We start from the raw sequence: 22,634 nt of genomic DNA, 5'->3' as shown, positions 1-22,634 counted from the left end.
CAGCACGTCGGCGGCCGCCGCGAGCGTGGCGTCGACGTGCCCGGCGTGGGCGGCGTCGTGGGCGTCCCCGCGGCCGGTCGCGAGGCGGCGGCGCAGCGGGGCGGCGGCGCCCACGGCCCCGCCGAACCACACGGCGGCGACGCCGATCGCGGAGTGCCAGAAGCGCGGCCGGTCGAGGTAGGCCTCCCCGGAGCTGATCGCGCGGGCGGGGACGTCGTCGAACCGGACCCCGGCCGTGCCGCTGCCCCGCATGCCGACGCCCCGCCAGGTCCCGCCGTCGGGCCGGACCCCGGCCTCGGCGAGGTCGACGGCGAACAGACGCGGCCCGTCGGGCGCCTCGGCGGTGACGAGGGCGTGGGTGCAGCGGTCGGCGCCGGAGCACCAGGCCTTCGCGCCGCGCAGCACCCACCCGTCCCCGGCGGCGTGCGCCTCGACGACGGCCCCCGGGGCCTGGGCCGCCCACACCCCCCACAGCGAGCCGGGGGTGGGGGCGGGCGCGTCCAGGTCGGCGAGGATCACCGCCGCGTCGAGGTGGGCCTCCAGCAGGCGGGCCGGGTCGAGGCGCCGGGCGCCCGCCGCGGCGAGCACCCGCCAGTTGGCGAGCGTGCGCCCGTCACCCCGCGGTGGGGCGAGGGCGAGCTCGGCGATCGGGCCGGCGAGGACATCGTCGGCGCCGCGACGGCGGACGGCAGTGGTCACGGGAGAGTCCTCGCAGGGTGGGCCGGGGCCGAGCCGGATGACCACAGGAGGGTGGCGGACAAACGCCGTCGGACCGGTGACCCACCTCGCTCAGCTCGCGGGGACCCCCGGCCACGTGGCCACCCGCAGCTCGACCCGGCCGTCGCGCACCCGCGTGGGGAACGTCGGCGCCGGGGCGGTGGCCGGGCCGTGGACGACCTTGCCGTCGTCGAGCCGGAACACGCTCGCGTGCCACGGGCAGACCAGGCACTCCTGCCCGTCCTCGACGGTGAGCTCCCCGTCGGAGAGCGGGGCCGAGGCGTGGGAGCAGCGCTCCCCCAGGGCCCGGATCTCCTGGCCGCGGCGGACCAGCACGATCCCGACGTCGCCGACGACGCGCCGGGTGGGTGCGCCCTCGGGCAGCTCGTCGAGAGTGCCGACGTCGGTCCAGTCCTCCGGCCCGATGTGCGGGTAGCCCTCGGCGTGGTTCGCGCCGAGCGCCTGGTGGTAGCTCATGTGCCCGCCGAGCACGGCCCCCGCCGACCCGACGGCGAGCGCTCCCCAGCCCCAGAGCCGGGCCCGCCCGCTCCGTCCGCGCAGCCGCTGGACCAGGGACACCGCGTACCCGCTGACCATGGTCGCGCTGGACGCGGCGTGCACGATCCCCACCCGCTGCTGCTCCTCGTGGGCCTGCGAGTAGTCGGCCCAGCCCGCCGCGATGGTGGGCAGCGCGGACACGAGCCCCACCCCGACGAGCGTCCCGGCCGAGCGCCGGGTGCCGGGCAGCGCGTCGAGCAGGCTCGCCGACACGAAGGAGCCCAGCGTCAGCTGCACCAGCGCCGGGTGCAGCGGGTGCCCGATCGGCACCCCGTGCAGGACGTCGGCCACCTTCCGGTTGGTCAGGAGCTTGTTCACGAGGTCGCGGGCCGGGGCCGCCACCTTGTCCAGGGCCGGCCAGGCGGCCAGCCGGTCGATGTCGTCGAAGGGGCGCACGTGGGCCTCCCGTGGTGGTGGGAGCGCCGGCGGTCGCCGGCACCGCTCAGTCCTCTATGCCCGCCCGGTGCCGGTAGGACGCCACGAACTCGGGAAGAGCCGGTCCCCGGGGCCGCCGGCCCGCGACGACGTCGCACGTCCCCGTCTTCGTGTCCATGATGTGGACGTTGGGGTCGAGCGAGATCCCGATCAGCTCGTTGGCCGCGTCGCCGGTGACCAGACCGTTCGGCCCCCAGTGCCACGGGAGCCCCACCTGGTGCACCGTGCGCCCGTCGATGCGCAGCGCCTTCATCCGCTCGGTGACCATCACCCGCGCCTCGATCGCCGAGCGCGCCGTGACGATCGTGGCCCACCCGGTGTGCTCCAGCCCGCGCTCGGCGGCCAGCGCCGGGGACACCTCCACGAACATCTCCGGGGCCAGTTCCGCGAGGTACGGGGTCCACCGGCTCATGCCGCCCGCCGTGTGGTGCTCGGCGATGCGGAACGTGGTGAACGCGTAGGGGTAGACCTCCGAGCCCGGCGGGTTGGTGCGGTTGTCGGGGCGGTCGTAGATCTCCCGCGCCGGGTTCGCCCGGGTGCCGGGGTGGACCGCGTTGCGGCTCAGCGACTCCTCCGGCTCGTAGTGCACCGGCAGCGGACCGTCCGCGAGGCCCGTCGGCACGTAGAGCCACACGCGGCCGTCGGCCTGCATGATGAACGGCTCGTCCCCGCCGATGGCGTCCTGGGCCCGCGCCCCCTCCGGCGGCCGGTACGACGGCGGCTTGTCGACCTCGAAGTCCGGCACGTCGTACCCGGTCCAGCGCTGCGTGTCCTCGTCCCACCAGACGTAGGCCTTGCGCTCGCTCCACGGCCGGCCCTCGGGGTCGGCCGAGGCGCGGTTGTAGAGCACGCGGCGGTTCATCGGCCACGCCCAGCCCCACTCGAGCGCCGCCGGGCTCTCCCCGCCCGCCGGCTTCCGCCGGGCGGCCTGGTTGACCCCGTCGGCGTAGACGCCGGAGTAGATCCAGCAGCCGCAGGCCGTCGAGCCGTCGTCGCGCAGGTCGGTGTAGCCGTCGACGTGGACGCCGTCGGCGACGCGGTACCCGGAGATCTCGGCGAGCACGGCGTGGGCGTCGGGGTCGCCGTGCGGGCCCTCGATCGGATAGTCCCAGGTCATGGCGCGGACCAGGTCGTCGCGGCCGGGGGCGGAGTCGGCGAGCCGCTGCCGGATCCGGCGCCCCAGCTCGTGGACGAACCACAGGTCGCTGCGCGCGTCCCCCGGCGGCTGCACCGCCTGGTGGCGCCACTGCAGGAGCCGCTGGGTGTTGGTGAACGAGCCGGACTTCTCGATGTGCGTCGCGGCCGGGAGCAGGAACACCTCGGTGTCGATGTCCGCGGTGCGCATCTCCCCGGTCTCGATCTCCGGGCCGTTCTTCCAGAAGGTGGCGGTCTCGATCTCCTGGAGGTCGCGCACGACGAGCCACTTGAGCGCGGCCAGCCCGGCCCGCTGCTGCTTGGAGTTCGTCGTCCCCACGGCCGGGTTCTCACCCATGACGAAGTAGCCCTCGCACCCGCCGTCGATCATCCTCAGGATCGTGGTGAACGTGGAGTGGTCGCCGGTGATGCGCGGCATGCGGTCGAAGCAGTAGTCGTTCTCCTCCGTCGCCGCGTCGCCCCACCACGCCTTGAGCAGGCTGATCACGTACGCGGGCATGTTGCCCCAGAAGCCCTTCTGGCCCGCGTCGGCCGCCAGGTACTCCCGCAGCGTCATCTGCTCGTGCGCGTTCGGCATGGGGATGTAGCCGGGCAGCAGGTCGTAGAGCGTCGGGATGTCGGTGGAGCCCTGGATCGTGGCGTGGCCGCGCAGCGCCATGATCCCGCCGCCGGGGCGGCCGATGTTGCCGAGCAGGCCCTGCAGGATCGAGGCGGCGCGGATGTACTGCACGCCCACGGTGTGCTGGGTCCAGCCCACCGAGTACACCCACATCGTCGTGCGCTCGCGCCCGGAGTTGGCGCAGATGGCCTCGGCGACCTGCGTGAACTGCTCCGGGCTCATGCCGCACACCCGCGAGACCATCTCGGGGGTGTAGCGGGCGAAGTGCCGCTTGAGCACCTGGTAGACGCAGCGGGGGTGCTGCAGGGTGTCGTCGCGCAGCGGCTCGCCGTCGAAGGACGCCCCGCCGGCCCCGGCGCCCTCGGACTCGCCGAGCAGGTGGGTCGACCGACTGTTCCACTGGTCGCGGTTCCCCGACGCCGGCGCGACCTCGGTGCCCTCGTACTGCCACGTGGACGTGTCGTAGCTGCGGGTCTCCGGGTCCCACCCGGAGAACAGCCCGTCCTCGTCACCGACGTCGACGAAGTCCTCGCGGACGAGCATCGGGGCGTTGGTGTAGGCGACGACGTAGTCGCGGAAGTCGCGCTCGTTCTGCAGCACGAAGTTGATCAGGCCGCCCAGGAACGCGATGTCGGTCCCCGGGCGGATCGGCACGTGGGCGTCGGAGACCGCGCTGGTCCGCGTGAAGCGGGGGTCGACGTGGATGATCGTCGCGCCCCGGGCCTTCGCCTCCATGACCCACTGGAAGCCGACCGGGTGGGCCTCCGCCATGTTCGAGCCCTCGAGCACCACGCAGTCGGCCTGCGCGATGTCCTGCTGCGTGTTCGTGGCGCCGCCGCGACCGAAGCTGGTCCCCAGACCGGGGACGGTGGAGCTGTGTCAAATACGCGCCTGGTTCTCCACCTGGACCGCGCCGAGCGCGGTGTAGAGCTTCTTGAGGAGGTAGTTCTCCTCGTTGTCCAGCGTCGCGCCGCCGAGATGGGCGAAGCCGAGCGTGCGGTTCAGCACGCGACCCTCGGCGTCGGTGTCCTCCCAGGTCCGGGCCCGGGTGTCGACGACCCGGTCGGCGATCATGTCCATCGCCGTGTCGAGGTCGAGGTCCTCCCAGTCGGCGCCGCCCGGGCGCCGGTAGCGGACCTTCGTGATCCGCGTCGGCGAGGTCACCAGCGACATGCTCGACGAGCCGCGCGGGCAGAGTCGGCCGCGGCTGATCGGCGAGTCGGGGTCGCCCTCGATCTGCGTGACCCGCCCCTCCTTGGAGTAGACGCGCTGCCCGCAGCCGACCGCGCAGAACGGGCAGACCGACTTCGTGACCGTGTCGGCGTCCTCGGTGCGCGCCCGCCAGGGATCGGGGGCGTTCGACCGCGCGGCCGAGCCGCGGGCCAGCGGGTCGGCGCCGGTGAGCTGGCGGACGAGGGGCCAGCGGCGCAGAGCGGCCAGGGGGCGGGACGGGTCCACGGGCGGGCCTCCGGACGGTCATCGAGATCCGATCCGGCTGCCAGGTCAACCGCGATCCAGGACGCTCCCAGGAGTGACGCAGACCCGCAAGCCGGAGTGGTTTCGCTCCTCGGCCGTGGGGCACCCGCGCTCTGGTTGACCGCTCAGCCGTGTCCCGCAGTTCGCCGGCCCCCCGTGGCCGACTGCTCCAGGAGTCGTGATGGCACCGGTCACCCGCCTTCCCCGTCCCACCGAGTTCCACTGGGACTGGCAACGCCTCGGCTCGTGCCGCGGCATGGACGTCGAGTCGTTCTTCCACCCCGACGGCGAGCGCGGCATGCGCCGGCGGGAGCGGGACGAGCGGGCGAAGCAGGTGTGCGCACGCTGCCCGGTGATGGAGCCGTGCCGGGCCTGGGCCCGGCAGGTGCAGGAGCCGTTCGGGGTGTGGGGCGGCGAGTCCGAGGACGAGCGGCAGGCCGTCATCAGGGCCGACCGCCGGTCGGACCGCAGGATGTTCTGAACGAGCCGGGGCGCCCCCCGGCCCCCCGAGCCCGGATTGGCAGGATCGCGGCGTGATCGAGCTGGTGGCAGGCATCGTCGGCCTGGTCGTGGTGACCGCGGCCGTGCGGGCCTTCGCCCGCTGGTCCGGGGTCCCCGACCCGATCGCCCTGCTCGTGGTGGGCATCGGGCTCTCGCTGGTGCCGGCGGTGCCCGACTTCCGGATCGACCCCGACCTGGTGCTCGTCGTGATCCTCCCGGTGCTGCTCTACGGCGCCGGCTTCACCGCCTCGGTCCCCGCGTTCCGTACCCACCTGCGCCCGATCCTGCTGCTCTCGGTGGGGCTGACGATCGCGTCCGCCCTCGCGGTCGGCGCGGTCGCGGCCACGCTCGTCCCCGGCCTGGGGCTCGCCGCGGCGTGCGCGCTCGGGGCCGTGGTCGCCCCGCCCGACGCGGTGGCCGCCACCTCGGTGGCCCGCAGCATCCGGCTGCCGCGCCGCGTGGTCGCCCTGCTGGAGGGCGAGAGCCTGTTCAACGACGCGGCGGCGCTGACCCTGCTCGCGGTCGCGGTGGGCGCGGTGGAGGGCGGCGTCCCCACCTTCGGCGGGGCGGTCGGCCAGTTCCTGCTGGTGGCCCTGGGCGGTCTGGCCGTCGGGGCCGTCGCCGGGCTGGTGCTCGGCTGGGTCCGGCGCCGCGTGATGCACCCCTACACCGACGTCGTCGTGTTCCTCGTGGCCCCGTTCGTCGCCTACCTCCCGGCCGAGGAGCTCGGCGCGTCCGGGCTCGTCGCCGTCGTCGTCACCGGTCTCTACCTCGGGCACCGCTCGACGACGATCATGGAGCCCGGGTCGCGGGTGGTCACCGGCGCCGTGGGGACCGCCGTGTCGTGGCTGCTCGAGGGTCTGGTGTTCCTGCTCGTCGGCCTGCAGCTGCGCGACGTCGTCGTCGGGATCAGCGGCATGTCGGCGGCGGTCGTGGCCGGCGCCACCGTCGCGGTCGTCGTCACGCTGCTCGTCGTGCGGTTCGCCTGGGTGCTGCTCTCCGAGCAGGCGCTGCCGGCCGTGCTGCGCCGCCGGCAGGCCTCGTGGACCGAGACCACGCTGACCGCGTGGGCCGGGATGCGCGGTGCCGTGTCGCTCGCCGCGGTGCTGACGCTGCCGACCGTGCTCGCCGACGGGCGGCCGTTCCCGCAGCGCGACCTGATCATCTTCGTGACCTTCGTCGTGATCCTCGTGACGCTGCTCGGCCAGGGCCTGACCCTCCCCGGGCTCGCCCGCCGGCTGCCGGGCGCCGGCGGCGAGGTCGTCGAGGAGGCGCAGGAGGAGGCGCGGGCCCGGCGGCTCGCCGCCGACGCCGCGCTGCAGCAGCTCGAACAGCTCGAGCAGGACGAGCCGGGGCGCCGCGAGGTGGTGGAGCAGCTCCGCCGCCGGGTGCAGAACCGCATCGACTCGGCCGACGAGCGCCTCGCCGAGGCCGACGCGCAGCACGACCAGGCCTCGGCGGAGACCGCGGGCCGGGGCGGCACGGTGGAGTCGGTCGCGGCGGCGTCCGAGGACGACGAGACCGCCGACGCCGGGGAGTCGACCACCGGGGGCGGCCACGAGGGCCCCACCCGGGCGACCTACCGGCGCTACGGCCAGGCGATGCTCGTGGCCGAGCGCTCCCGCCTGCTGGCGCTGCGCAACGCGGGCGCGCTCGGCGAGGAGGCGTTCGTGCGGATGCAGCACGAGCTCGATCTGGAGCAGGCCGCGCTGCTCGTGCACTGAGGCCGCGCCTTGGCGGCGTCAGCCGAGACGGGTCCGCAGCAGGACCGTCGTGCCCCGGGCGTCGTGGTGGATCGCGACCTCGTCGACCTGCGTGTTCATCAGCCGGATGCCGCGCCCGTGCCGGGCCGGGGCGCCCACCGCGTCGTGCTCGATGTCGTGACTGGCCGGCTCGCGCCAGTGACCACCGTCGGCCACCGTCACCACCGCCTCCTGCCTGTCGAGCATGACGGTGAGGTCGATCCGGGCCGAGCCGTCGCGCCGCTGCTCGTCGTCGTAGGCGTGGGCGACCACGTTGTCGATGGCCTCGCTCGCGGCGAGGACCAGCCCGTCGACGGCCTCCGCGGGCGCGCCCGAGCTCTCCAGCCAGGCCCGCAGGTCGTCGCGGATCCGCGCCCCCTGGTCGGCGTCGGCCGGGTATCCGGCGCGCTCGAACTCGACGGCGTCCATCGCAGTGCGTCCCCTCGTCGTCCGGGCCCGTCCTCGACCGGCCTCGTCGGGAGGTATCCCGGTGCGACCCGGGGCCTATGCCCCGAACCCCCGCGACGGCGGGTGGCGTGCGGTCGGCGGACGACGGGGCACGACCACCGGCGCCGGGGTGCGCGCCGCGCCCGACTGCGGGACCCGCGCGTCCCGCACGCACCCGGCCACGCGGCGAAGATCCCGTCGCCCGGCGCGGAATGGGGGCAGGACCGATCGGTCCCCGCCGCTCGACGAGATCTTCCCCGGCGATCCTCGATTCAGTGGCGACACGCCGTCGGGGAAGCGCGACGTGCCACTGCATCCCCGAGCGGAACGGCGGAGGTGCGCGCCGCGCCGGACTGCGGGAGTCTCCACGTCCGTCGTCGGGAAGGACATCGGCCGTGAGCAAGTCGCACCCGCAGCAGTGGGAGATCCACGACGAGGACCACCGCCCGTCGGCGGAGTCGGTCGCCGCCCTCGCCGCGTTCCCCACCACCCAGATCGCCGACTGCGGCGGCCCCGTGGCGGTCGTCGGGCCGGGGATCACCCACCGGGCCGGCGGGCGGGACTTCTGCGGGCCCGCCCTCACCGTGTGGACGAAGCCGGGCGACATCCTGTTCCTGCTCAAGGCACCCGACCTCGCGCGCGCCGGCGACGTCCTGGTGGTCGACGGCGGCGGGCGCGACGACGCGGCGGTGCTCGGCGACATCATGTCGGGTGCGCTGTCGCGGATCGGCGTGGTCGGGATCGCGATCGACGGGGCCGTCCGCGACCTCGAGGGCATCGACGAGGTCGGGATGCCGGTGTTCGCGCGCGGCGTCTACCCGACGACCGGCTCGAACGACGGACCGGGCGCGATCAACGTCGACGTGACCCTCGGCGGGGTGCGGGTGCGCCCGGGCGACGTGGTGCGCGGGGACGCGAGCGGGCTCGTCGTGGTGCCGCGGGAGCACGTCGACCGGGTCGTGGAGGCCACCCGCGCGGTCGACGAGCGCGAGTCGGCGTGGGTCGCGGCGATGGAGGGCGGGGCCGGCCTCGCGGAGGCCACGGGGATCGACGAGGTCATCCGCAGCCGGCGGGAGAGCGCGGGAGTGCACCTGCCCTGAGCAGTCAGTCACGGGCACGCGGGAAGCCCTGTCACCGGATCCGGGGCGTGTCGCCACCGGCGCCATACCCCGGTCGTGGGCCCGGATCCCGTTGCTAGTTTCGCCGCCATGACCGGGGGCGGGGAGATCATCGGACGGCAGGGAACCTCTGCCGTCGCGGTGCCGCTCACCGCCGTCGGGCTCGATCTGCTGGTCGAGCAGAGCTTCCCGCACGTCCTCGTCGGAGGGTCCGCGGTCGCGCTGCGGATCGCGGTCACGGTGCTCGCCGTGCTCGTGGCGGGCGCGCAGCCGCTGCTGGTCTTCGTCGCCTCCGCTCCCCCGGTGCTGCTGCTCACCCGACCGCGGATCGGGGCCGGCGCCGTCGCCCGCCCCGTCGTCCGCCGCGACCCGGTCCCGACCGATCCCGGTCTCGTCCGCTGTCTGCCCCGCCGGGGCCCTCCCGGGGTCGTCCCGCGCGCCTGACGCGCGCCCCGCTCCCGCTCCCCGCCGTCGGGCCCCGAACCCGACCCGCGCCCACCCGAGGTCCCCATGACGCTCTCCCCTGCCCTCGTCACGCCCGCGACCGGCCACGCCGCGCTGCGCTGCCCCGACTGCCGCGAGGAACCGGCGTTCGCCCCGACCCGCACGCAGCCGCTGGCCGGCGGCACGTTCGGGCTGCTGACCTGCGCGTGCCGCACGTCGCCGGTGCTCGACGACATCCCGGTCCTGCGCCAGGGGCGCATCGACTCGCAGGACCACGTCACCGGCCGCAGCGAGGTCGCCGGGCCCACCGCCGAGGACCTCGTGGCGCTGCTGCGCGCCGACCGGCCGCTCGACGCCCTCGTCGCGATGCTCGCGTTCCCGCCGCCGGTCCCGCTGGGTCTCGCCGAGCGCGGCGGGCTGCGGCTGCCCTTCACCCGCGGGCCGTGGCCGCGCCTCGCGCTCGCCGCGCGCCGCGGCGAGGTCCGCGCGATGCTCGGCCGCCTCGACGAGCACACCGCGCAGGACTGGATGGAGCTCGCGTACGCCCGCTCCTCGGAGCGGATCGACTCGGAGCTCCTCCCCTACTTCCTCGGGCGCTTCGGGCAGCCGCGCTTCCTCGCGTCGATGTCGCTGGTGGCGGCCCTTCCCGACGACGCCCGCCCCGTCCTCGACCTCGCGTGCGGCTTCGGGCACCTCGCCCACCACCTCGCCGAGCGCCCCGCCCCGCGGGCCGTGGTGGGCGTCGACCGCAACTTCTTCCAGCTCTGGGTCGGCCGGCGCTACGTGGCGCCGACGCAGTCGTTCGTGTGCGCCGACCGCGTCGACGCCCTGCCCTTCGACGACGACGCGTTCTCCGCCTCGATCTGCTCGGACGCCTTCCACTACTTCCCCACCCAGCAGGCGTGCCTCGACGAGCTCCGGCGCGTGGCCGTGGCCGACACGGTGGTGCTCGACCGCATCGGCAACGCGACCCTCGCCCCCGTCGACGGGCCCGGCGAGCAGGACGCCGTCGGCTACGTGTCCCTGCTGCGCGGGGCGCCGTGGCGCCTGACCTGCGAGGAGGAGCTGCTCGAGGGCTACGCCGCCGGCGTCGGCCCGCGGCTCGCGACGCCGCGCCACCCCGCCGAGCTCGACCACCGCAAGTGGCTGATGCTCGTCAGCTCCCGGGACGACTCCGTGTTCGTCGACCACGGCGCCTTCCCCGCCGCGCCGCACGGCGCGGGGGTCCCGCAGCTCAACCCGGTGTTCACCGTGCTGCGCCACGACGACGAGGTCGAGCTGAAGTTCGTCTTCCCCACGACGTGGTTCGCCTTCGAGAACGCCGCGATGCTGCGCTACACCTCCGCCGGCGTGCGGCTCGACCTGCAGACCTACGACGACGTCGTCGCCGGCCGCCCGACCGCCCGCACTCCCGAGCTGGTGGACCGCTTCGTCCTGCTCGGGATGCCGGAGCGCTACCGGCGCGCCCCCGGGCGGGAGGCGCTCACGACGCTGCGGGGTCTGCTGCGTCGGTGACGACGACGCCGCCCCGCGGAGTGACCGTCACCTCGTCGTGGCCGCGGTCGTGCGCGTCGAGCGCCGCCCGCGCCACGGCCCGAGCGGACTGCCAGCGCGAGGCCGGCAGGTCGGACTGCTCCCCGGACCGGTCGTGGAAGTCGGTGCGGGTGCGGCCCGGGCGGACGACCGTCACGACGATGCGGCGCGCCTCGGCCTCGTGCCGGGCGGCCCGCGAGATCGACTCGAGGTAGGCCTTGCCCGCGGCGTAGTCGGCCATCGCCGGGTCGTCGCGACCGGCGGCGGTGCTCGAGACGTTGATGATGCCGCTGCCGGGCGGCATGACGCGCAGCGCCGCGGAGATCAGCCGGGTCGGCGCGAGGACGTTGAGCAGCACGGAGGTCTCGAGGTCCGCCGCGGTCTGGGTGCCGAGGTCGCCGTAGTGGGCGGAGCCGGCGTTGTTCACCAGCAGCCGCACGGAGTCGAGCTCCGCCTCGACCCGGTCGAGCCCCTCGGAGTCGGTGAGGTCGGCGACCACCACGCGCACCGGCACCGGCAGGCACTCCGCGAGGTGCTGCAGCGGCTCCTCCGAGCGCGCCACCAGCACCAGGGGGTGGCCGCGGGCGGCGAGCTCGCGGGCGAAGGCCGCGCCGATCCCCGAGGACGCGCCGGTGATCAGGGCGGGGGCGCCCGGGTCGCGGTCAGCCACGGACGACCTCCCGCAGGACGCCGCGGATGTCGTCGGCCATCGAGGTGCTGGTGTGGTGGGAGACCACCCAGTCCCGGGCGGCCTCGCCCATGGCGCGGGAGCGCCCGGGGTCGGCGAGCAGCGTGCCGATCGCGTCCGCGAGGGCGTCGGGGTCGCCGGGCTCCACGAGCAGTCCGCGCGAGGGGTCGACGAGAGCCTCGGTCGCCGGGGTGCGCGTCGCGACGACGGGCCGCCCGCTCGCGGCCGCCTCGAGCACCACGGTCGAACCCGAGCCCCGCATCGTCGGGTGCAGCGCGAGCGCCACCACCGAGGACCGGCCGTACATCGCGCGGACCGACCCCTCCATGCGGCGGCGGTGCACGACGCCGAGCTCCGGCGGGATCTCGACCCCGGGCATCGTCGTGCCGATCTCCAGGCGCACGTCGGTCAGGCGGGAGACGGCCTCGACGAGCAGGGGGTGGTCGCGGAACTGGTCGTCGCCGACCCCGGCGACCATCCGGATCGCCTCCGACCACGGGCGCACGGCGAAGAAGTCGGTGTCGATGCCGACGCGGACGGGGTGCACGCGGTGCGGGTCGATGCCCCAGCCCTCGACGAGGTCGGTGACCAGGCCCGGGCTCTGCGCGACGATGCCGGCCATGCCGTGCAGGGCCTTCCCGACGACGGCCCGCTGCGTGCGGGAGTACTGCTCCGGGCGCCGGACCCACGCCAGGCCCGACACCACCGGCGGTCCGCCCGGGACCAGCGCGGCCGGGAAGCCCGTGCGCTCGTCCATGCACAGCACGACGTCGGCGCCGCGGCGCTCGCGGGCGCCGAGGACCTCGGCGACCGGCTCGAAGCCGTCGAGGCGGTTGCGGACCTTGCGCGCCACCCACGCCGCGCGCTCCGAGCGCAGCGGGCGCCGGAAGCTGACCTCGACGTCGGGGGCCGCGAGGCGGTGCAGCCCGTAGGGCGTGTGGTCGGGGCTCTCGTCCCGCTCGTGCGCGGCGGCGTGGGCCTCGACGTCCGACTGCTCCGGGAGCTCCACCCGCACACGCATGCCGTCCCCTCCGTCCGCTCGGCTCGTCATCAGTCCGGGGTGCCCCGATGACGACGATCCGTCACGGCCAGGGCGCCGGCGGTCCGCCGACGATGGCGGGGATCACAGCGGCGCCCCGATGGTGACGACGCGAGCGGCGCCCCGGTCACCGACCGCGACCGGGGCGCCCGCCCGACGGGAGGTCAGGCGCCGATGGCGTCCAGCTCGGCGACGGCGTCGTCGGGGAGCTCGAGCCCGGCGCCGGCGACGTTGTCGCGCAGGTGCTCGACCGACGACGTCCCGGGGATCAGCAGGATGTTCGGCGAGCGCTGCAGCAGCCACGCCAGCGCGACCGAGAGGCGCGACGCCCCGAGACGCTGCGCCACCGAGTCGAGCGCCTCGGACTGCAGGGGCGAGAACCCGCCGAGCGGGAAGTACGGCACGTAGGCGATGCCCTGCGCGGCGAGGGAGTCGACGAACGCGTCGTCGTGGCGGTGCGCGAGGTTGTAGGCGTTCTGCACGCACACCACCGGGGCGATCGTCTGCGCCTCCTCGACCTGCGCCGCGGTGACGGTCGACAGGCCCAGGTGACGGATCTTGCCCTGCTCGCGCAGCTCCGCGAGGACGCCGAACTTCTCGGCCACGGAGTCGCCCTGCGGGGTCATCGTGTCGTCGCCGCCGGGCATGCGCAGGTTCACGACGTCGAGGGTCTCGAGGCCGAGCCGCTGCAGGTTGTCGTCGACGGCCTGGCGCAGCTGGTGCGGCTCGAGCGCCGACGGCCAGCCGCCCTGCTCGTCGCGGAAGGCCCCGACCTTCGTGACGATGCGCAGGTCGTCCGGGTAGGGCGCGAGGGCCTCGCGGAGGATCTCGTTGGTGACGTGCGGGCCGTAGAAGTCCGAGGTGTCGATGTGGTTGATACCGAGCTCGACCACCTCGCGCAGGACCGCGACCGCGGCGTCGCGGTCGGCGGGGGGACCGAAGACGTGCGGCCCCGCGAGCTGCATCGCGCCGTAGCCGACGCGGGTGACCTCGAGGTCGCCGAGCTGGTAGGTGCCGCCGGGGAGGCTCGTCGTGAGGGACATGGCCTCAGCGTGCTCCTCCCCCGCGGGCGCTGCGAGAGGAACACGTGTCCTGGGACCGGCGGTCCCCGGCTGGGGGACGCGGGGCCGGTCGCCGTGGTGGGATGCCGCGCGTGCCGCACATCTCCACGTTGATCGCCCGGCCGTGGCGCGAGGTCTACGACTACGCCGCCGACCCCGCGAACCTCCCGCACTGGGCGGCGGGGCTGTCGTCCTCGGCGCTCGTCGAGGGCGAGGACGGGTGGTGGAGCGCGTCGTCGCCGATGGGGACGGTGGGGGTGCGGTTCTGCGCGCGCAACGATTTCGGGGTGCTCGACCACGTGGTGCGCCTGCCCGACGGCACCGAGGTGCTCAACCCGATGCGGGTGCTGCCGTGGGACGACGCCGCGGAGGTGGTCTTCAGCCTGCGGGCGCGCGAGGGGGTCGACACCGACGCCGACGCGGCCGCCGTGGCCGCCGACCTGGAGACGCTGCGCCGCCGGCTCGAGTGAGCCCGGGCCCTCCCGGAGCGAGCGGCACTCCCGCTGCTTCTAGGTGCGCGAGTGTGCCGTTCGCTCCACCGGGTCGGGCCGAGCCCATGATCGACATCCGTGCGGCGGAGTGCATCGCTGGGCGAGCACTTCGCCGCACGGAGGATGATCACTGCTCCGTGACCGGTCGGGTCAGCCGGCGGGGGCCGGGGCCGGAGCTGCCGGGGCCGGCGCGACCGGAGCCGGCGCGACCGGGGCCTGGCCGTTCGGCACGGCGGGCGCGGCGGGGGCCGGGGCACCCGGAGCCGGTGCGGCCGGGGCACCCGGGACGGCCGGGGCCTGGGCACCGGGCTGGGTGACGGTGGCGCCGGGCTGCACGATCACGGTGCCGCCGGGCTGCACCTTGATCACCGGTCCGCCGGCCGCACCCGCACCCCGTCCCGGCCCACCCTCGGGACCGCCCCGGCCCGGGCCACCGTGCCCCGGGCCGCCGCGGCCGGGACCGCCGTCGGGGCCGCCACGACCGGGGCCGCCGTCGGCCCCCTGCGACGCGAGGCGGTCGGCGCGCGGGCCGTCGCCGCCGTGGCCCCCGCCGAGCGGGGTGGCGAGCAGGAGGGCGCCGGCGACGATCAGGCCCAGCACGAACCCGCCGACGCCCACCAGCACCGTGCCCGCCCGGCCCCGCGGGGCCCGCGACGCCGTGGCGGTGCGCATCCGCTGCCAGCGCGTCGGCGTGGGGCCCACCGCGGACTGCGACGGGGTGGTGGGCGGATCGTTCTCGGTCATCGTTCTCCTCGGTCTCGGACCCGGGGGCCGTCCGGCTCCCGACCTGCTCGAGGTTGGTCGGCGCACCTGAAGCCACCCTGAGGCTCGGACATCCCTCAGCGCGGCTTCAGGCTTCAGGCGGCGTTCAGCCCCACCTGGTCTGATGGCGCCCGATGAACAGCCGACCGGGTCCCCGCGTGCTGGTGGTGGAGGACGAGACGACGATGCGCACGTCGATCGTGCGTGCGCTCGACCGGTCGGGGTTCGCGGCCGAGGGACTGCCCGACGGCACCGGTCTGGAGGACACCCTCGACGGCTTCCGCCCCGACCTCGTCGTGCTCGACGTGATGCTGCCGGGGCGCGACGGGTTCGGTCTCCTGGCGGTGGTCCGGGACCGGTCGGACGCCGGCATCGTCATGGTGACCGCCCGCGACGCGCTCGACGACCGGCTGCGGGGCCTCGACACCGGCGCGGACGACTACGTCGTCAAGCCGTTCCTGCTCGAGGAGCTGATCAGCCGGGTCCGCGCGGTGCTGCGCCGCCGGGGCCGGACCCCGACGGCGCTGACGGTCGGCGACCTGGTGATCGACGAGGAGGCGGGGGTCGCGACCCGGGCCGGGGCTCCCCTGCGCCTGACCGCCACCGAGCTGCGCCTCCTGCGCTACCTCGCCGAGCAGCGCGGCCGGGTCGTCAGCAAGAACCAGATCCTCACCCAGGTGTGGGGCTACGACGCCTACGACCCGAACCTCGTCGAGGTCCACCTCTCCGCCCTGCGCCGCAAGCTGGAGGCCCACGGGCCGCGGATCGTGCACACCGCCCGCGGCCTGGGCTACACGCTGCGGGCCGACGCGTGAACCGCATCGTCCCGGCCTGGTCGCTGCGCGCGCGCGTGACGGCGACGGTGATCGCGATCCTCGCCCTCACGCTGCTCGTCGCGGGCGTCGTCGTCGACCTCGGGCTGACCGCGGCGCTCGACCGCGACCAGCAGTCCCGCGTGGCCGAGCGCGCCCAGCGCGCCGAGCAGCTCGTCGCCTCGCAGGTCCCCGCCGACCAGCTCGTGGGCCTGCTCGACGGGCAGGGGGTGCGCGCGGTGCGGGTGGCCGCGGACGGCGCCGTCCTGCAGGGCGTCGCCGGCCCGCCGCTGCGGGAACCGGGGCGCGGACCGGGCGGTGCACCGGGCGCCCCGAGGCCGCCCGACCGCGACGGGCGCGGACCCGGGCGCGGCGGCCCGCCGGTGACGGAGTCGGTCCCGCTCGCCGACGGCTCGGTACTGCGCGTGTCCTCCGACCCCGGCGACGTCGACGCGGTGCTCTACCGGCTGCGCGGGGTGATGGTGGGCGTCGGGCTGGTCGGCCTCGTCGTGTCCGCGCTCGCCCTGCTCTCCGGCATCTCCGTCGCGCTGCGCCCGCTCGACGCGATGACCCGCCTCGCCCGCGCCATCGCGGGCGGCGACCGGGGCCGGCGCCTGCACCCGCGGAGCACGCAGACCGAGATCGGGCGCACCGCCGCCGCGTTCGACGAGATGCTCGACGCCCTCGACGCCGCGCAGGACCGGTCCGAGGCGTCGACCCGGGAGGCCCGTGCGGCCGCCGAGGAGGCGCGCCGGTCGGAGGCCACCACCCGGCGGTTCCTCTCCGACGCCGCCCACGAGCTGCGCACCCCGCTGGCCGGGATGCAGACCCTCGCCGAGACGCTCGTCCGCGACTCCGACGACGACCAGGAGACCCGCGAGGAGCTGGCGATCGCCCTGGTGCGCGAGACCGCGCGGGCCTCGTCGCTGGTCACCGACATGCTCGACCTCGCGCGCATCGAGGGCGGCCAGGAGCTCGAGCGCGAGGAGGTCGACCTGGGGCTGCTCGCCACGGAGGCCGTCGACCGGCTGCGCCTACTCGATCCCGACCTCGACGTCGCCGCGGCGGTCGCCGGACCGGTGGTCCGGGCGGTCGACGCGGGCAAGGTGCGCCGGATCCTGGTCAACCTGCTCGACAACGCCCGGCGGCACGTCCGTGCCGGCGGCGCGGTGCGGGTGACGGTGGCCGACGGGCCGGAGATCGTCGTGCACAACGACGGCGCGGTGATCGCCGAGGCCGACCGCGAGCGCGTCTTCGACCGGCTCGTCCGGCTCGACGAGGCCCGGGCCCGCGACGCCGGCGGGGCGGGGCTCGGCCTGTCGATCGCCCGCGCCCTCGCCCGGGCCCACGGCGGGGACCTCGTCTACCGCGCGGCCCCCGACGGGTCGGACCTCGTCCTCACCCTGCCGTCGTGACCGACGGTCGGGCCCGATCCGATCGGGTGCGATCCTCTCGCCCACCGGAAAGCGGCCTCCCCCGTCCGGGAAGCCGTCGTTACCGTTGCGTGATGTTCGGACCCGAGAGTCGTCGGGAGTGGTGATGGACCGGATCGGGGCCTATACCTGGCACCCCGCGACCGACCGGTGGACCTGGAACGACACGATGTACCGGCTCCTGGGCTACCGCCCGGGACAGGTCCGCCCCAGCCGCGCCCTCGTCGTCGCGCACAAGCACCCCGCCGACCGGGCCCAGGTGGGGAACGTGATGGCGGAGGCCGCCGCGCACGCCCTGCCCTACTCCCACCGCCACCGCATCGTCTCGGTCGCCGGGGAGGTCCTCGAGGTCGCCGCGATCGGCTACGTCGCCGACGACGGACGCGGGAGCTCCCGTGGCGTGCTGTTCCACGGCTACCTCGTCCACCTCGCGACCCTGACCCCGCACCGTCCGAGCCGGTCGGCCGCCTCCGCCGGCGCCGGCGTACCGACCGTGTCGTTCGAGGTCCCCCGCGTCGCGGGCCCGCTCTGGGACCTCGACCCCGCCCGCGAGGACGACCGCCTCCTCGGCCGGGCCGTCACGGCGCTCGCCCGCGCCGCCGATCTCCCCGACGCCGCGGCGTCCCATCTGCTGGGCCACCTCGCGAACGTCGCGGCCCTCCCCCTCGTCGTCGTCGCCGATCGGCTCCTCGCGCTCAGCCTCGACCCCGACGTCCGTGTCCTGGGCGATCTCCTCACCGGCCTCGCGGCCGAGGTGCCCGAACCCAACTGAGGACGTGACGCGGGTCGCATTCGATCTCCATGGCGTTTAGCGTGACGGGCAGCACACCCGTCCGAGGAGATCGCGATGCGCGCACCGCGCCACGTCCGCCTGACCACCCCGCTCGTCCGCGACCGCCGGGGCGGTGAGCTGCGGGAGGCCTCGTGGGAGGAGGCGCTCGACCGGGCGGCGGCGGGCTTCCGCGGTGTGCCCGGGGACGCCTACGGGATGTTCTCCTGCTCGAAGGCCACCAACGAGATGAACTTCGTCGCCCAGAAGTTCGCCCGGGTGGTGATGGGGTCCAACAACGTGGACTCCTGCAACCGCACTTGACACGCTCCCAGCGTCGTCGGTCTGACGGCTGTGTTCGGCGCCGGTGGTGGCACCAGCGCCTACTGCGAGGTCGAGGACACCGACCTCGTCCTGCTCTGGGGCTCCAACGCGCGCGAGACCCACCCCATCTACTTCCACCACGTGCTGAAGGGGCTGCAGAACGGCGCCGAGCTCTACGTCGTCGACCCGCGCCGCACCTCCACCGCGCGCTGGGCCCGCGGGCACCTGCCGCTCGACGTCGGCACCGACATCGCGCTGGCGCACGCCATGGGCCGGGTGATCCTCGAGGCCGGCCTGGAGAACCGCGCGTTCATCGAGCGCGCCACCACCGGGTTCGAGGAGTACCGGGCGGCGGTCGAGCCGTGGACCCTCGAGCGCGCCCAGCAGGTCACGGGCGTCGACGCGGGCCTCATCCGCGAGACCGCCCTGGCCTACGCCCGGGCCGACCGCGCCCAGCTGTGCTGGACCCTCGGCATCACCGAGCACCACAACGCCGTCGACAACGTCCGCGCGCTGATCGACCTCGCGCTCCTCACCGGGCACGTCGGCCGGTACGGCTCGGGGCTCGTGCCACTGCGCGGGCAGAACAACGTGCAGGGGGGCGGCGACATGGGCGCCATCCCCAACAAGCTGCCCGGCGGCTACGACGTGGCCGACGACGAGCACCGGGCCCGCTTCGAGCGCGCCTGGGGCACGACGATCCCGCCGGTCAAGGGCCTGCACCTCTCGCAGATGTTCGAGGCGATGGAGCGCCGCGACCTGCGCGCGGTCTACATCGTCGGCGAGAACCCGGCCGAGTCCGAGGCCGACGTCGCCCACGCCCGCGCGCTGCTCACCGGGCTCGACCACCTCGTCGTGCAGGACATCTTCCGCACCGCGACCGCCGAGCTCGCCGACGTCGTCCTGCCCAGCTGCGCCGACTGGTGCGAGTACGAGGGCACGGTGACCTCCTCCGAGCGCCGGGTGCAGCGGGTGCGCAAGGCGATCGAGCCGCCGGGGCAGGCCCGGCCCGACACGTGGATCCTCGGCGAGATGGCCCGCCGCCTCGGGCACGACTGGGGCGAGCCCACCGCCGAGCAGGTCTGGGACGAGCTGCGCTCGCTGTCGCTCGACTGGCACGCGGGCATGTCCTACGCCCGGCTCGAGGCCGAGGGCGGGCTGCAGTGGCCGTGCCCCGCGGTCGGTCCGGACGGCGGCGACCACCCCGGGACCCCGACGATGCACACCCGGCTCTGGGAGCGCGACCCCGCGCTGCGCGGGATGCCGGCGGCGTTCGCGCCGGTGGAGCACCGCGGGCCGCTCGACGAGCTCTCGCCGGAGTTCCCGCTGCGCCTCACCACGGTGCGCCGGCTCGACTCCTACAACTCCGGCGTGCAGACCGGCGGGTACTCGTCGCCGCTGCGTCGCGACGAGGCGCTCTGCCTGGACCCGGCCGACGCGGCCGACCTGGGGCTCGACGACGGCGAGCGCGTGCGGGTGGTGTCGCGGCGCGGGGCCGTGGAGGCACCGATCCGCTTCGACTCCGCCGCCCGCCCGGGGCTCGCGTTCATCACGCCGCACTTCTCCGAGCAGGTCGACGTCAACCTCATCACCAACGAGGCCTGGGACCCGCAGTCGGGCACCTCGGAGTTCAAGGCGACGGCGATCCGCCTCGAGAAGCTCGCCCTTCCCGACGATGCCGTTCCCGACGAGGCCGTGCGTGCACGCGTGCCGGTGGCCGGTTCATGAGAGGACCTCGGTGGATCTGACGCTGCTGGCCGACGCCCCGACCGACGCGGAGCGCGCGGCCGTGGACGCGGTCGTCGAGAAGCCCGGAGAGCCTCGTCGGGACCTGCTCCTGCCCGCCTTCCACGCCGTGATGGACGCCGTGGGCTGGATCAGCCGCGGGGCGCTGTCCTACGTCTGCGAGGCGCTGCACGTGCCGCCGGCCGAGGCCTACGGCGTGGCGACGTTCTACGCGCTGTTCTCCGTGAACCCGCGGGCCCCGCGGATCGCGCACGTGTGCGACGACGTCGCCTGCGCCGCGTTCGGCGGCGAGGACCTGTGCGCGCGGATGGAGGAGCGGCTCGGGCCGCAGGGCGAGGGCGAGGAGGTCACCTGGACCCGCAGCCCCTGTCTCGGGATGTGCGAGCGCGCGCCCGCGGTGTTCCTGCAGCGGGCGGGCGACGAGGGTCACGGCCAGATCGCGCCCGCCACCGCGGACGCGGTGGTCCACGCGCTGGACGGGGAGGAGGCCGACGGCCCCGACCCGGTCGTCTCAACCCCGCAGGCCGGGGCGCCCGACCTGGAGCTGCTGGGCCGCGTCGGCGTCGTCGACCCCGGCGACCTCGACTCCTACCGCGCCGCCGGCGGCTACGCCGGGCTGCGGCGGGCGCTGGCCGTGGGGCCGGCCCGGGTGGTCGACGAGATCACGGTGGCGTCGCTGACCGGGCGCGGCGGCGCGGCGTTCCCCACGGGCACGAAGTGGGCGGCGGTCGCCGGGTCGCCCGAGCCGGTGAAGTACCTCGTCTGCAACGCCGACGAGTCCGAGCCCGGCACGTTCAAGGACCGCGTGCTCATGGAGGCCGACCCGTTCGCGCTGGTCGAGGCGATGACGGTCGCCGGGATCGCGGTCGGGGCGAGGGTCGGCTACCTCTACGTGCGCGGCGAGTACCCGGCCGCGGAGCGCGCGATCCTGCGGGCGGTGGCGGAGGCCCGCCGCCACGGCTACCTCGGCGACGACGTCATGGGCTCCGGCCGCGCCTTCGACCTCGTCGTGCGCCGGGGCGCGGGCGCGTACATCTGCGGCGAGGAGACCGCCCTGATGCAGTCGCTCGAGGGCCTGCGCGGCGAACCCCGGGCCAAGCCGCCGTTCCCCACCGTCGCGGGCCTGTTCGGGCAGCCGACCGTGATCAACAACGTCGAGACGCTGGTCAACGTCCTGCGGATCGTCACCGAGGGCGGCCCCGCCTTCGCCTCGGTGGGCTCCGGGCGCTCCACCGGGACGAAGCTCTTCTGCCTGTCCGGCGTCGTCGAGCGGCCCGGGGTCTACGAGGTGCCGATGGGCACCACGCTGCGCGAGCTGCTCGAGCTCGCCGGCGGCGTGCCCCCGGACCTCGCCGCGATCCTGCTCGGCGGGGCGGCCGGTTCGTTCGTCACGCCCGACCAGCTCGACGTGCCGCTGACCCTGGAGGGCACCCGCGAGATCGGCGCGACGCTCGGCTCCGGGGTGGTGCTGTGCTTCGACTCGTCGACCGACTTCGCCGCCGTCCTGCGGCGCATCGCGGGGTTCTTCCGCGACGAGTCGTGCGGGCAGTGCGTGCCGTGCCGGGTGGGCACGGTGCGCCAGGAGGAGGCGCTCGCGCGCATCGTGCGCGGCCGCGAGATCGGCGGTCGTCAGGTCGAGCTGCAACTGCTCACCGACGTCGACCGCGTCATGACCGACGCCTCGATCTGCGGGCTCGGCCAGACCGCGGCGTCGGCCGTGCGGTCGGCGCTGGCACTCGGGCTCATCGGCGGCGAGCGCAGCGACGGGGACTCGGGAAGGGGATCCGCATGACGACGATCGATCTCGGGACCATCCGCCGGCTGGTGAGCGTCACCGTCGACGACGTCGAGCACCGCGTCCCCGAGGGCGCGACGATCATGGACGTCCTCGACGGCGCGGGGTGCGACACCCCGCGGCTGTGCCAGGCGCCCAACCTGACGCCGGTCAACGCGTGTCGCGTGTGCGTCGTCGAGGTGGAGGGGTCGCGGCCGCTCGTGCCGTCGTGCGCGCGGCGGGTCGAGGACGGGATGGTGGTGCGCACCGGCACCGAGCGCGTGACGCACTCGCGGCGCATGGTGCTCGAGCTGCTCGCGAGCGCCAACGACCTCTCGGAGGCCGGCGCCGACGTCGCCCGCTGGCAGATCGAGTACGGCGCCGACCCGGAGCGCTACGGCCCGCCCGGTCCCCCGGCCGCCGCCGGCGAACGCGGCAACCGCCACGCGGGGCACCACAGCATCCCCGACGGCGAGACGCGGGCGACGGTCGCGCAGCCGGTGGTGGTCGACAACGACCTCTACGTGCGCGACTACGCCCGCTGCATCCTCTGCTACAAGTGCGTCGAGGCGTGCGGGACCGACGCGCAGAACACCTTCGCCATCGCCGTCGCCGGGCGCGGGTTCGACGCGACGATCTCGACGGAGTTCGCGGTGCCGCTGCCCGACTCGGCGTGCGTGTACTGCGGCAACTGCATCGGCGTGTGCCCCACCGGCGCGCTCAAGTCGGTCGCCGAGCACGAGCGGCGCGAGGCCGGGGTCTGGGATCCCGAGGGCGAGACGGTGACGAACACGGTCTGCTCGTTCTGCGGCGTCGGCTGCACGCTGGAGCTGCACGTGCAGGACAACACGATCGTCAACGTGACCTCGCCGTCCGACCACTCGGTGACCCACGGACACCTCTGCATCAAGGGCCGGTTCGGGTTCCAGCACGTGCAGAACGTGGCGCACGACGGGCCGCGGTAGCTCGCCCCCACCGGACGAACGGGCC

Annotated in this window: 20 protein-coding genes; 12 read left to right on the top strand and 8 right to left on the bottom strand. The window is 75.2% G+C overall.

Annotation, left to right across the window (positions count from 1 at the left end):
- The 3 genes from ACFPBZ_RS15230 to fdh form a co-directional block, all read right to left on the bottom strand.
- On the bottom strand, nt 1–699 hold a 699-nt coding region (locus ACFPBZ_RS15230; RefSeq protein WP_378036919.1), incomplete at its 3' end, for an acyl-CoA dehydrogenase family protein.
- Between the two features lie 90 nt (nt 700–789).
- Nucleotides 790–1,671, bottom strand: coding sequence for a Rieske (2Fe-2S) protein (locus ACFPBZ_RS15225; protein ID WP_378036918.1), 882 nt, complete (start codon nt 1,669–1,671; stop codon nt 790–792).
- A gap of 46 nt (nt 1,672–1,717) precedes the next feature.
- Nucleotides 1,718–4,924, bottom strand: coding sequence for a formate dehydrogenase (gene fdh / locus ACFPBZ_RS15220; protein WP_378036923.1), 3,207 nt, complete (start codon nt 4,922–4,924; stop codon nt 1,718–1,720).
- Between the two features lie 217 nt (nt 4,925–5,141).
- On the opposite strand from fdh, the gene ACFPBZ_RS15215 reads away from it, so the two are divergent.
- Together ACFPBZ_RS15215 and ACFPBZ_RS15210 are read left to right on the top strand one after the other, a co-directional pair.
- The gene (locus ACFPBZ_RS15215; protein ID WP_378036917.1) at nt 5,142–5,441 is read left to right on the top strand and encodes a WhiB family transcriptional regulator; all 300 of its coding nucleotides are present in this window, start codon (nt 5,142–5,144) and stop codon (nt 5,439–5,441) included.
- A 52-nt stretch (nt 5,442–5,493) separates the two neighbouring features.
- Nucleotides 5,494–7,185, top strand: coding sequence for a Na+/H+ antiporter (locus ACFPBZ_RS15210; RefSeq protein WP_378036916.1), 1,692 nt, complete (start codon nt 5,494–5,496; stop codon nt 7,183–7,185).
- 18 nt (nt 7,186–7,203) lie between these two features.
- Here the strand turns inward: ACFPBZ_RS15210 and ACFPBZ_RS15205 are convergent, their stop codons facing one another.
- Complete coding sequence (locus ACFPBZ_RS15205) at nt 7,204–7,632, bottom strand: ATP-binding protein (RefSeq protein WP_378036915.1); 429 nt, start codon at nt 7,630–7,632, stop codon at nt 7,204–7,206.
- Nucleotides 7,633–8,045: 413 nt separating this feature from the next.
- Between ACFPBZ_RS15205 and ACFPBZ_RS15200 the strand changes: the two genes are divergently transcribed.
- The 3 genes from ACFPBZ_RS15200 to ACFPBZ_RS15190 all read left to right on the top strand — a co-directional run bounded on the left by ACFPBZ_RS15200 (nt 8,046) and on the right by ACFPBZ_RS15190 (nt 10,727).
- Entirely contained in the window at nt 8,046–8,750 is a 705-nt protein-coding gene (locus ACFPBZ_RS15200) for an RraA family protein (RefSeq protein ID WP_378036914.1), read from the top strand.
- 108 nt (nt 8,751–8,858) lie between these two features.
- On the top strand, nt 8,859–9,212 hold the full coding sequence (locus ACFPBZ_RS15195; RefSeq protein WP_378036913.1) for a hypothetical protein: 354 nt from the start codon (nt 8,859–8,861) through the stop codon (nt 9,210–9,212).
- Between the two features lie 66 nt (nt 9,213–9,278).
- Nucleotides 9,279–10,727, top strand: a complete 1,449-nt coding sequence (locus tag ACFPBZ_RS15190) for a class I SAM-dependent methyltransferase (protein WP_378036912.1) — start codon at nt 9,279–9,281, stop codon at nt 10,725–10,727.
- On the opposite strand, the gene ACFPBZ_RS15185 is transcribed toward ACFPBZ_RS15190, so the two are convergent.
- From ACFPBZ_RS15185 to ACFPBZ_RS15175, 3 genes are all read right to left on the bottom strand, one after another.
- Nucleotides 10,696–11,415 (bottom strand): SDR family NAD(P)-dependent oxidoreductase, encoded by a 720-nt coding sequence (locus ACFPBZ_RS15185; protein WP_378036911.1) that lies wholly within the window; start codon nt 11,413–11,415, stop codon nt 10,696–10,698. The two genes, ACFPBZ_RS15190 and ACFPBZ_RS15185, sit on opposite strands and share 32 nt — an antisense overlap.
- Nucleotides 11,408–12,454 carry a glycosyltransferase family 4 protein gene (locus ACFPBZ_RS15180; RefSeq protein ID WP_378036910.1) on the bottom strand — a complete coding sequence of 349 codons (1,047 nt, stop codon included), beginning with the start codon at nt 12,452–12,454 and terminating at the stop codon, nt 11,408–11,410. Before ACFPBZ_RS15180 ends, ACFPBZ_RS15185 begins: the two co-directional genes overlap by 8 nt.
- 182 nt (nt 12,455–12,636) lie before the next feature.
- Nucleotides 12,637–13,515 (bottom strand): aldo/keto reductase family oxidoreductase, encoded by an 879-nt coding sequence (locus ACFPBZ_RS15175; RefSeq protein WP_378036909.1) that lies wholly within the window; start codon nt 13,513–13,515, stop codon nt 12,637–12,639.
- 101 nt (nt 13,516–13,616) lie between these two features.
- Here ACFPBZ_RS15175 and ACFPBZ_RS15170 point away from each other — a divergent pair, with 101 nt between their 5' ends.
- Nucleotides 13,617–14,003 (top strand): SRPBCC family protein, encoded by a 387-nt coding sequence (locus tag ACFPBZ_RS15170; protein ID WP_378036908.1) that lies wholly within the window; start codon nt 13,617–13,619, stop codon nt 14,001–14,003.
- 171 nt (nt 14,004–14,174) lie between these two features.
- On the opposite strand, the gene ACFPBZ_RS15165 is transcribed toward ACFPBZ_RS15170, so the two are convergent.
- The gene (locus ACFPBZ_RS15165; protein ID WP_378036907.1) at nt 14,175–14,768 is read right to left on the bottom strand and encodes a hypothetical protein; all 594 of its coding nucleotides are present in this window, start codon (nt 14,766–14,768) and stop codon (nt 14,175–14,177) included.
- Between the two features lie 152 nt (nt 14,769–14,920).
- Between ACFPBZ_RS15165 and ACFPBZ_RS15160 the strand changes: the two genes are divergently transcribed.
- From ACFPBZ_RS15160 to ACFPBZ_RS15135, 6 genes are all read left to right on the top strand, one after another.
- Nucleotides 14,921–15,601, top strand: a complete 681-nt coding sequence (locus tag ACFPBZ_RS15160) for a response regulator transcription factor (protein ID WP_378036906.1) — start codon at nt 14,921–14,923, stop codon at nt 15,599–15,601.
- A complete protein-coding gene (locus tag ACFPBZ_RS15155) occupies nt 15,598–17,013 on the top strand; it encodes a sensor histidine kinase (RefSeq protein ID WP_378036905.1) in 1,416 nt (471 codons plus the stop codon). The genes ACFPBZ_RS15160 and ACFPBZ_RS15155 overlap by 4 nt, the downstream gene beginning before the upstream one ends.
- A 124-nt stretch (nt 17,014–17,137) precedes the next feature.
- Entirely contained in the window at nt 17,138–17,803 is a 666-nt protein-coding gene (locus ACFPBZ_RS15150; protein ID WP_378036904.1) for a PAS domain-containing protein, read from the top strand.
- Nucleotides 17,804–17,878: 75 nt separating this feature from the next.
- Nucleotides 17,879–19,852, top strand: a complete 1,974-nt coding sequence (locus ACFPBZ_RS15145; protein WP_378036903.1) for a molybdopterin oxidoreductase family protein — start codon at nt 17,879–17,881, stop codon at nt 19,850–19,852.
- Between the two features lie 10 nt (nt 19,853–19,862).
- A complete protein-coding gene (locus ACFPBZ_RS15140) occupies nt 19,863–21,662 on the top strand; it encodes an NAD(P)H-dependent oxidoreductase subunit E (RefSeq protein ID WP_378036902.1) in 1,800 nt (599 codons plus the stop codon).
- The gene (locus ACFPBZ_RS15135; RefSeq protein ID WP_378036901.1) at nt 21,659–22,609 is read left to right on the top strand and encodes a 2Fe-2S iron-sulfur cluster-binding protein; all 951 of its coding nucleotides are present in this window, start codon (nt 21,659–21,661) and stop codon (nt 22,607–22,609) included. Before ACFPBZ_RS15140 ends, ACFPBZ_RS15135 begins: the two co-directional genes overlap by 4 nt.
- Nucleotides 22,610–22,634: the final 25 nt, after the last annotated feature.

Source organism: Actinomycetospora atypica, assembly GCF_042653685.1.
Lineage (GTDB): Bacteria > Actinomycetota > Actinomycetes > Mycobacteriales > Pseudonocardiaceae > Actinomycetospora > Actinomycetospora atypica.
Note: the sequence above shows the minus strand (reverse complement) of the source record. Positions and strands in the feature narration are given on the sequence as shown.